At 44.1% G+C, this 11,920-nt stretch carries 3 protein-coding genes; 2 read left to right on the forward strand and 1 reads right to left on the reverse strand.

Annotation, left to right across the window (positions count from 1 at the left end; genetic code table 11):
* Nucleotides 1–23: 23 nt before the first annotated feature.
* On the forward strand, nucleotides 24–7,781 hold the full coding sequence (locus tag MKZ09_RS09555) for a pullulanase (protein ID WP_076206301.1): 7,758 nt from the start codon (nucleotides 24–26) through the stop codon (nucleotides 7,779–7,781).
* A gap of 163 nt (nucleotides 7,782–7,944) precedes the next feature.
* Here the strand turns inward: MKZ09_RS09555 and MKZ09_RS09560 are convergent, their stop codons facing one another.
* Nucleotides 7,945–9,690 (reverse strand): alpha-glycosidase, encoded by a 1,746-nt coding sequence (locus tag MKZ09_RS09560; protein WP_076206299.1) that lies wholly within the window; start codon nucleotides 9,688–9,690, stop codon nucleotides 7,945–7,947.
* Nucleotides 9,691–10,509: 819 nt separating this feature from the next.
* Between MKZ09_RS09560 and MKZ09_RS09565 the strand changes: the two genes are divergently transcribed.
* Complete coding sequence (locus MKZ09_RS09565) at nucleotides 10,510–11,841, forward strand: sugar ABC transporter substrate-binding protein (RefSeq protein WP_076206297.1); 1,332 nt, start codon at nucleotides 10,510–10,512, stop codon at nucleotides 11,839–11,841.
* Nucleotides 11,842–11,920 lie beyond the last annotated feature (79 nt).

An 11,920-nucleotide genomic window follows, 5' to 3' on the forward strand; every position in this document is an offset into this window, starting at 1 on the left:
AAATTATGGGAGGTTTTGCAAAAATGAAAATAACTTTATGGGGGAAGAGGGCTTTTGCGATCTTTATGATCATCGCTCTCGTGTTCTCTGGTCTTGGACTACATCCTGTTAATGTTACAGCAGCAACGACAAAGGTTGTGTTGGTCGGGGATCTGCAGTCTAAATTTACATCGACAGGTGCGGAAACACCGGGTAAGGATTGGGATGAGACATCGGTAGTTACCCAAATGACCTATTCAGATAATGGCCTATATTCTTTTACAGGCACTCTGCCGGCAGGGGAATATAACTACAAGGTCACTCTTAATGATTTATGGGATGAGAATTATGGATTCACAAGTTACACCAATCCTCAGGGGACCAATGATGGGGAGAATATCCATATCAAACTGGAAACAGAGACTGCCGTAACCTTTTATTATAATGACTTAACTCATAAAATAGCCGATTCCACATATTACACACCGATTGCTTCCGCTAAACTGCCAAGATTGACAGGAAACCTGCCGGCAGAAGCACTTAGTACATTATCTGATCCTGATTTTGATGATATTTACAGTACGGTGGCTACCCTTCCTAAGGGAGATTACACCTACCAAGTTTCTGTTCCAGGAGACGGTGAAGCCGGGGATCAATTGTATCCCGAAACTGCTAATAAACTGAGTCTTCCTTCAGATCTGCCAGTTACCTTTAAATTTAATCCACTGGATGGCAGTGTGACAGCAGAATATAAAATTCCTTCTGAACCTGTTGAGGTTACCCCTGTTCCGGCTGGACACATCCGTATTCACTACAATCGGACAGCTGGTGACTATGAGAATCAGGGATTATGGACATGGGATGATGTTCAATCCCCTTCCGCAAATTGGCCAACAGGTGCAACTTCATTTCCTGAAGGGCAAATCGATTCTTATGGTGCTTATGTTGACGTGCCAGTGAAGGATGGGGCCAAGAAAATTTCGTTCCTTGTGGTAAACCGAGTCACTCAGGCTAAGGATGAAGGGGATAAACTCTTTGCCATTAACACGCCTGAGACGAATGAAATTTGGATCAAGCAAGGCTCAAATGATGTAACACCGTATGAACCAGTTGCACTTGCTCCGAATACAGTGCGAATTCACTATATGAGAGCTGATACAAATCATGATCAATACGGACTGTGGCTGTGGGATGACGTCGTAGCCCAATCCGAAAATTGGCCGTCTGGAGCTACTCCTTTTGTGGCAGATCAAACAGATCGTTATGGTGCATATGTTGATGTTCCACTTATTGAGAACGCGAAGAAAATCGGCTTTATTGTGATGAAACCTTCGAACGGTGATAAGGACGGTGACAATAAAACCTTTAGCCTGCTGGATCGATACAATCAGCTATGGGTTAAAGAAGGAGACAACAATGTTTATGTTTCTCCGTTTGGAGAGACACCAATTGGTTTAGTATCCGCAGAGGTGTTGTCGACGAGCAAAATTCTTCTCGGCTTCACACTGACTGACGGTTTGGATCCAGTAGCCTTAAAGACAGCAATTACAGTTAAGGATAAAGAGGGTGCTGCAGTCCCGATTACTGCTGTAACCCTTACAAGCAAAACTTCAATCGAAGTGGATACAGAAGCTTTTGATCTGGAAAAGGTTCCGCTTAGCGTTACCTATTCAGGTAAAACGGTCTCCGCCGCAAGTGGCTGGAGAATGCTTGATGAAATGTACAATTATTCTGGAGACGATCTTGGAGCTACGTATAATACTGACAAAACAGCAACATTAAAATTATGGGCACCTAAAGCAAGTGCAGTCGTTGTAAATCTTTACGATAAGAATGACTCTAACGTGCAAGTGGGTAGTGTTGCTTTAACACTCGGCGAGCAAGGGGTTTGGTCAGTCCAGCTGAAGCCAGCTGATTTGACAGGCACAACGGCAACAGATGTAAGGGGCTTCTTTTATCAATACGAAGTAACGAATGACGGTGTAACCCATAAGGTCCTTGATCCTTATGCTAAATCAATGGCGGTATTTACTGTGGATACCACAGGTGCTGCTGGTGCTGGCGGGGATACAGTGGGCAAAGCGGCTATCGTTGATTTAAGCCAGACGAACCCTGACACCTTCGGGTATGCTGATATAAAAGGTTATGAAAAACGTGAGGACGCCATCATCTACGAAGTCCACGTGAGAGATTTTACATCGGATGTATCGATCGAGGATAGTTTGAGTGGGGAAAGATGGGGTTCTTATAGCGCTTTTGAAAAGAAACTTGATTATATTAAATCGCTTGGTGTAACGCATATTCAGTTGCTTCCTGTGATGGCTTGGTATTACGGGGATGAGACGAAGATGGGGACTAGAGAGCCAGATTATTCCGCAAAAAACAATGAATACAACTGGGGGTATGATCCTCACAGCTATTTCTCTCCGGACGGGGCTTATTCGCAGAATCCTGCCGATCCAGAAGAGCGGATTAAAGAATTAAAAGGTTTGATTGATGCCGTGCATGAAGCTGGAATGGGTGTCGTTCTGGACGTAGTGTATACTCACATGGCTAAAAAAGAATTTTTAAACGACATCGTACCTAATTACTATGCCTTCCAAGATGCAAACGGCAACTTTATTGGGGGGTTCGGCAACAATTTAGCCACCAACCATAAAATGGCTGAGAAGCTGATGGTTGATTCGGTAAAATATTGGTTTGAAGAGTACAAGATTGATGGAATGCGCTGGGATATGATGGGTGATGCGACAGCTGATGCTGTTCAGCATGCTTATGATGCCGCGGCAGCAGTGAATCCGAAGGCACTCTTTATTGGTGAAGGCTGGAGAACATTCGGCGGCGCCGCGGCTGATCCTTCTCTCGCTGGGCAAGGTGCAGATCAGGATTGGATGGACAAAACGGATAGTGTCGGTGTTTTCTCCGATGAATTCCGTAATGAATTGAAGTCTGGTTATGGTTCCGAAGGTCAGCCTAGATTTATTACCGGTGGAGCACGTCCGATCGCTACAATCTTGGACAATATCAAAGCTCAACCTTCGAATACACCAGCAGATGATCCGGGTGATATCGTCCCATACATCGAAGCTCATGATAATCTGACACTTCATGATGTCATAGCACAATCGATCAAGAAGGATCCGGATATTGCTGAGAATGAGCTTGAAATTCAGCAGCGGATCAGATTAGGAAATATGCTCGTATTAACTTCTCAAGGTACAGCCTTTATCCATGCCGGTCAGGAATATGGGCGGACTAAGCAGTGGAAGGGCACAACGGATCCTGAGGATAAATTCACAGAGATGTTTGACAACAACAACCAATCGTTTGGCTATTTCATTCATGATTCTTACGATTCATCGGATGCAGTTAACATGTTTGATTGGGCCAAAGCAACGGATGAATCTAAGTTCCCGGTACAGAACACGACAAGAAAATATACGTCGGGTCTGATGGAGCTGAGAAAATCAACGGATGCCTTCCGATTGGGCGATAAGGATTTGGTTGACTCTAACATTAACCTGATCCCTGCTCCAGAAATGAAGGATAACGATCTTGTCATCGGCTATTCCAACAAAGCAACAGATGGAACTGGCATCTATTATGTCTTCATGAATGGTGACAGCACAACTAGAAAACTGACCTTATCTGAGGATTTGACGGGTGGTCAGGTGCTTGTGGACAACGATGAAGCTGGTGTTACAGCGATACCGGCTGCGCAGCAGACAGGTTTTGTTTTGACAGCAAATTCAATTACATTAGAGCCTTTGACGGCCGTGATTATTCAAAAGGAAGCTGCACCAGTTACGCTTACCTCTTTGGAGACAGATAGTGCAAGTTACACGCTGGCAGCAGGAAATACGCATCAAACCGCTGTTTTTGCGAAATATGATGACAATAGCAGAAGTAATGTTACTAAGAAGGCTACTTACCTCTCCAATAAACCTGAAGTGGCTACAGTAACTGATAAAGGTCTAGTCAAAGCGGTTGGGCTAGGAACGGCAACCCTTACTATCACTTATGAAGGTATTTCTACACCCGTTACCGTTAAAGTTACTGACAAACGATATGTTCAATTCACTTATACCCGTAGCGATAAGGACTATAAGGATTGGAATATCTGGGTTTGGAACACTGGAGCTAAAAATGACCAGATTGATTTCACAACCTTTAAGAATGGCACAGCGAGCGTTCTGATTGAGGTTGCGGAGAATGCAACAAGCGTTGGATTTGTCCTGCGCAAAGGTACGGATTGGAACACGGGAAAACAAGACTACCCGGACGATCGTGTCATACCGTTGACCCCTGGTGAACCGTTCACTAAGGTGTATGTAACCAGTATGGTTAAAGAGCTTGATATCAAACCAAGTATTAGCGGCCCTATTTTAAAAGATGGAACGATTACTTTCAGATACCGCGACGACGCTTTGTTCCGTAATGGAAATATGGACGCAATAACAGCTGCTAAAGTAAAAGTGAACGGCACTTCGTATCCAATGATCTATGATCCGGCTAACGAGTGGTTCACTTACACACTGGCTGATTTAAAAGAAGGTATGTATAAATATACTTTTTTGATTACTAAAGACGGCGTCACTACCGAAATTACGGATCCAAAGAATACGGTGAATGATGAATCTGTTATTGATTATCATCAGCCTGTCGTTACGATTACGACATCCGTAAGTCCAGAGGCAGTCACATCCAATCAGAATGCTGTTGTAACCATCCACGCTTCCTCTTCGGAAGAAGTAACTTACTCTGAAGCATATATGGATTTAACCAATCTTGGGGGACCTAGCAAAGTTAAGCTGGATACGGAACTCTTGAAACAAACGGTTGCTGTGGAAGACACGGTGTCAGCGGGCATCAAGGATATTCCGATTACGCTCGTAGACCAATACGGCAATGCACATAAGGAAAAGGCTACACTTGAGGTAAAAGCAAGAACCTATACAGGGGATAAGCTGGATTTTGATTGGGATGAGGCTCGAATTTATTTCGCGCTTACAGACCGATTTAAAGACGGTGACCCAACGAATAATGAGAATGTGAATAAAGATCATCTGGAAGCTTATCATGGTGGAGATTTCCGGGGGATGATCGAGAATCTCGATTATTTGCAAGAGCTAGGGATTAACACGTTATGGATCACGCCAATCGTAGATAATATTGATTTTAACAAAGGCGTTGACTTTGGCAGCGAACAATATGGATACCATGGGTATTGGGCAAAAGATTTTACCAAGCTCGACGAGCATCTTGGCGATATGGCAACCTTCAAGGAGCTGATCGAAAAGGCGCATGACAAAGGCATCAAGATCATGGTTGACGTTGTACTCAATCATACGGGTTACGGTCTGAAAGCTGAAGATACCTATCCGACAATTACAGCTGAGGATAAAGCACGTTTCGAAGGGATGCTGCGCACGGATGGTGTATCCGCAGATACAGATCCAATTAAGGGTGAGCTTGCTTTCCTGCCAGATTTCAAGACGGAAGATCCAGCCGTTCGTGAAAAAATTATCGCTTGGCAAACAGGCTGGTTAGACAACGCACGTACGGAACGTGGAGACACGATTGATTATTTCCGCGTGGATACGGTCAAACACGTGGACGATACGACTTGGAAAGCCTTTAAAAATGCACTGACAGCGATGGATCCAAACTTCAAAATGACTGGCGAATACTTCGGTGGAACCATTGATAACAATGGTGGAATGCTCGAAACTAGCCAGATGGATGGTCTGCTTGACTTTGGATTTAAAGATGCAGCCAGAGATTTTGCAAATGGTAAGGTAAACAGTGTGGATGCTTATCTGCAGGAACGTGAATTGAAGATCGACAATACGAAGATGATGGCTCAATTCCTGAGCAGTCACGATGAGAATGGTTTCTTGTCTGATTATGTGGGAGGCGATAAAGGCAAGCTGAAGATTGCTGCAGCTCTGCAAATTACCGCCAAAGGACAGCCGGTAATATACTACGGTGAAGAACTGGGTAATTCAGGCAGCAATGCTGGAAATATGTCTGAAGGTCAATTCAGTGAGAACCGTAAGGATATGCCTTGGGATCAATTGACGGCAGAGAAGCCACTACATGACCATTATCAAAAGCTGTTGAATATCCGTGCGAAGTACTCCAAAGTGTATTCCAAAGGTGCGCGCACGAAGCTCGCAGGTTCAGATGATTCAGGTTATTTGGCTTTCAACAAATCATATGAAGATGAGAACGTAGTGACGGTAATCAATACTAAAACTAGTGAGAGTTCTGTCACGATTCCAGTACCGTTTGCTGCCAATTCATCGGTAACCGATGAATACAGCGGCAAGACATACATGGTTTCCGAAGATCAAAAGGTAAATATTGATCTGCCAGGCAGAGATGATGGAGGCACGGTTATTTTGGCTGAGGTATCGGATGTTATACCGACACCAACGCCGACACCAACGCCGACACCGACACCAACGCCGACACCAACGTCGACACCGACACCAACGCCGACACCAACGCCGACACCAACGTCGACACCAACGCCGACACCAACGTCGACACCGACACCAACGCCGACACCAACGTCGACGCCAACATCAGCACCAGAAGTAACACCGTCGCCTGAGGTGACACCAACGCCAGAAGCTACAGCGGCACCAACCTCTGGAGTTGTTGTTAACCCTAGCCCTACACCGCCAGCGGATACTCAGGTTGTGAATGAGGATAGCTTGAAGAATGGTAAAGAAGGCAAGGTGCAAATTGATGTTGCTACAGGTAAGACAGCGGTACGCTTACCTTTACAAGCTGCACAAATACTAGGAACTAATGATCTTGTGTTTAAAATGGGAGATCTGTTAGTTACTATCCCTAGCCAGCTTTTAAGTACAATGCCAAGTTTAGCTTCAGGTATGGATGGGGTAGGTGCCCAAATTTTGCTGGAACTGAACCCACTGGCGCAGACTGCTGCGAAAGTCATAGTAGACGGTTTAAACAAAGATAGTGCTCATGTTAGCTCTCTTTCCGATGTATTTGAATTCAGACTTAGCGTGCTGATGAAAGACGGTACTCGGATTGTAATTAAGCAGTTCGATGAGCCGATTACGATTTCATTCAAGATTAAAGGGCAATTCAACAAAGACTTAATCGGAATCTATTATTTAAGTGATAATGGCGGGTTAGAGTACGTGGGAGGACAGCTGAATGGAGAGGTGATCACGGCACAAGTCACACACTTCAGTAAGTATGCTGTGCTTGAAATCGATAAGTCGTTCAAGGATGTTCCTGCAACCTATTGGGCATTTAAGGCGATTCAATCACTTGCCGCCAAACAAATCGTGTCAGGGGTCACTACCTCTGAGTTTGATCCGAAAAGTAATATTAGCCGTGCAGAATTCACAACACTACTAGTGCGTGCACTTGACTTAAAAGCGGAAGGGCAGGACCTGTTTACTGACATCAGGTCAGATGCATGGTATGCCTCATATGTAGCCACAGCTACTAAGCTGGGTATTGTTAGTGGACGGAGTAATAATATTTTTGCGCCGAATGCTTCAATTACCCGTGAGGAAATGGCTGTCATGGCGATCCGCGCACTTGAAGTGAAGTCTGGTAAAAAGCTTGAACCTCAACTAGTAGGTTCTACGGCATTTACTGACGCTTCAAGTATTAGCAAGTGGGCGGAACCCTATGTGAAGACTGCAGCAGACCTTGGACTCCTGCAAGGCCGAGAGAACAATCAATTCGCTCCAAAAGCATGGATGACCCGCGCAGAAAGCGCACAGGTTATTTATACGCTGCTGAGCAAGTAGGCCGAACTAAGGTGTGCTGAATTCTGGCACACCTTAGTTTGAGCAGCGGTTAGCACTTTAGAATTCTCCAAAAGAAAACAGGGTATCCCGAAGCGATTATCGCTTGCGAGATACCCTGTTTTGTTATGCTGTATGGCTGGGCAGTGGGAAGAAAAGAAATCTTTTAGATGATTGCCTTTAGGATAGTGAATCCATAGGCAGGCATCTTCACGATCAGCTTGCTGCGTTCTGTGCGCAGTGTTTCGCCTGTAAACAAGTTCTCCCAATCCCGCTCGTCTACGTCAATACGGAAGGTCTGAGCGGTCTCTTCACTGTTGATTAGTACCACAATCGTCTGCAGATCCAGCCGGCGCTCATAGGCTAGTTTGCTGCCTTGTTGTCCTGCCTCCAGGAATGTAAATGTACCTGTGCGGAGAGCAGGGTGGTCGTTGCGTATTTGAATAAGCTGACGATAGAACTCGAAGAGCTCACGATCCTGCTTTTCTGGATTCCACTCCATGCATTTGCGGCAACCAGGGTCACCTTCACCGTCCATGCCGATCTCGTCACCGTAATAAATACAGGGAGTGCCCATGAAGGTGAATTGGAACAGTGCTGCTAATCGCATCTTGTTTTTGTCTCCAGCAGCCAGCGTAAGCAGTCGTGGAGTATCGTGGCTGTCCAGCAGATTAAAAGCAACTTCACTAGCCTGTAGCGGGTAGCGTGATAACTGTTTACCAATGGAATTGGCGAATCCTTCAGCATCAAGAGTGCCATGCACAAAGAAGTCAAGGACGGCGTCAGTGAAAGGATAGTTCATAACGGCATCAAATTTATCGCCTTCTAGCCAAGGTGCAGATTCATGCCAAATTTCCCCCAATATGTAGGCCTCAGGATTAGCACGTTTAACCACCTTGCGGAATTCCCGCCAGAAATCATGATCCACTTCATTGGCAACGTCCAGACGCCAGCCATCGATCCCGACTTCTTTGATCCAGTATTCTGCGACTTTCAGTAAGTATTGTTTAACTTCAGGATGTTCTGTGTTTAGCTTTGGCATTAGCGGTTCAAAAGCAAAGGTGTCATAAGTAGGGACACCGTTTTCAATCTGAAGCGGAAACTTGCGAATATGGAACCAATCTTTAAAGGCGGAAGCTTCTCCTTTTTCTTGAACATCCACAAAAGGTGCAAAGGTTTTGCCAGAATGATTGAATACGGCATCTAGCAGGACACGGATCCCACGTTTATGGCAGCTATCGACGAGCTTTTTTAAAGTCTCAATATCTCCAAAATGCGGATCGACTTTCATATAGTCTTCTGTATCGTATTTGTGATTAGTAGTTGCATCAAAGATAGGTGTGAAATAAATAGCAGTGATCCCAAGCTCGTTAAGATGATCTAAATGATCAATAACCCCTTGCAGGTCGCCGCCAAAAAAATTGGTTGGTGTTGGTTCGGAGCCCCATGGCTGAACATTTTCCGGATCAAGGCTTGGGTCGCCATTTGCAAAGCGTTCTGGGAAGATCTGATAAAAAACAGCGTCCTTTACCCAGGCAGGCGGAGCAAATACATCAACGCGGTTAATGAAGGGGAATTCGAACAGCTTGTTTGGGTTTTCCGGCCGCACCGTTTGAAAGTCACTTTCGGTCATCCAAATTCGTTCGTTATCTTTTTGAAGTAAGAAGCCGTATTTCAAGCGGCGGTAGAGAGGTACTGAAGCACATTCCCAATAGTCAAACATAGCATCGGAGGTGAAGAGGGTCATGGGAATTAGCTCTTTTGTGGTATCCCAAGCGTATTTATCTCCAGCAAAGGCGAACACTTCTGTTAAATCCCCTTTTTTAGCGCGTAGACGCAGGTGGATCGTACTTTCATTATAGGCATAAGACCAATTTAACCGCGGACGATGATACACTGCTTCCAGTAACATGATAAATCCTCCTAAAGTTTTGTTAGCGTTACTTCCTCGAACACTTCGGCAAAACCACCTCGAAAGCATACGCTAAGTTTTGTTAGCGCTACTTCCTCGAAAGCATAAACTATTCCCGGACGGTACTCCACAGAGCGCGTGGAATGTAGAATGTCGCTATTGTTATTGGTTGCACAGTTTTTTATGCAACATGCACTAAATCAGTAGCAGAGTAGCACATAACAAAGAGGCACAACCACCGCGAAGTAGCTTGCCCGAGGTTGTACCTTTGATAAGTAACATTGCCTTTTAATTATATAGAACAGGAGGCAGACAAGGGATGTTGTGCTTCATGCTGGACAGCCTCTTAACGTTTTGGATTATAGCATGGAATAAAAGGGCTTTCAATACTCTTGTTCAAACCATTGCACTAAATTTCACTAAAGCAAACGAGGATTGTGATGGGCAATTTATGAGAAATCTCTTGAAATAGAGAAAATGTGGCATATTAGGGGCAAATAAAATAGATATTCCAATATTAAACACATGAATTATCGACTAATTAAAAGATATCATGTGAAAAATGGAGATATATGCCTATAATGTATATCAAATAATGGAAAATGACCTAATACAGTATATGCAAACGTTTTTAAAAACAATCGTTACTGTTGTATGATGTACTCATGAATGAAGCGCTTTCTTACCTGTGAAATGCAGATACAGAAGGAGCAAGCTAAAAGAAGAACTTTTTTTTTAGCCTTTCTGAAATCGTTTGCGCAGATTGCAGCACTACTATTTTCCATCTTACGTTTTTAAAAATTGGGAGGGGTTAAAGTAATGAAATTGAAAAAAATGATGGTTATCACCGCAGCTTTCTCAATGGCTCTGTCCGTTACAGCATGCGGTTCGAACAACAACAGTGCGAACAACGGGGGCAACAACGCAGCAAAAGCTACTAATAACGCTACTACAGAGACTGCAGCGCCAGAGAGCACAGATGCAGCAGCAACAGATGAAATCGTACCTGAAGATGGCGCAACTCTAGTGGTATGGGAAAGTAAAGAAGAAAGACCTTTTGCAGATGAGATTGCTAAACAGTTCACAGCAAAATATAACGTTCCAGTCAAGGTTGAAGAATTGGCACCACCAGATCAAGTAACTAAACTTACTCAAGATGGTCCTTCAGGATTAGCGGCAGACGTTATTCTTATTCCTCACGATAACTTAGGTAAAGCGGCAAGCGCGAGCTTGGTTCTTCCTAACGATGTCTTCGGTGAAGAAACAAAAGCTAACAATACCGAAGCTTCGATTATCGGCTCTTCGTACGAAGGCGAATTGTATGGTTACCCAAGAGCAGCAGAAACTTATGCATTGTTCTACAATAAATCGCTTGTTAAAGAAGCACCTAAATCATTTGATGATGTTCTTGCATTCAGCAAAACATTCACGGATAAATCGAAAAATAGATATGGGATTATGTGGGAAGTAGGAAACTTGTACTTCAACTACATGTTTATCGCTTCCGATGGCGGATACCTCTTCGGTAAGGATGGTACGGATAAAGATGATATCGGTCTTGCTAACGATGGCGCAATTGCAGGACTTAAAGAATTTGTGAAATTGAAGGAAGCATTGCCAATTAAGAGTGGTGATATCAACAGTGATATCAAACGCAGCTTGTTCAACTCTGGTGATGTAGCTATGGATATCACAGGTCCATGGGAGCTTGGAGGATACAAAGAAGCTCTTGGTGACAACCTTGGTATTGCTCCAATTCCTACAGTGAATGGCAAAACAGCAATTACATTCTCTGGTATTAAAATTTTCGCAGTTAACTCGTTTACTCAATATCCGAATGCTGCTAAATTGTATGCGAATTTTGCTTCAAGCAAAGACGCTCAGCTGTTACTGAACAAAACGATTGGTTCGGTTCCTACAAACAACGAGGCGCTTCTTGATCCACAGATCTCTAGCGATCCTTATGTGTCCGTTTTTGCAGAACAAGCTAAGAACTCCCAACCGATGCCTTCTATCCCTGAAATGGGTAACGTATGGAGTCCAGTAAATGCTGCCCTTCCAGAAATTTGGGATAAAAATGGGGATCCAAAAGCAGCAATGGACAAAGCTGTACAACAAATCAAAGATTTGAATAACAGTGCATCTCAATAAGGATCATAATTCACTGTCTTAACAGCATACAGTGAATCAAGCTGCCCGCCGCATGTTTAGCGGCTGGCAGCTTCTTATT

The sequence above is a fragment of the Paenibacillus sp. FSL R5-0908 genome (assembly GCF_038006245.1).
GTDB classification, from domain to species: domain Bacteria; phylum Bacillota; class Bacilli; order Paenibacillales; family Paenibacillaceae; genus Paenibacillus_AQ; species Paenibacillus_AQ odorifer.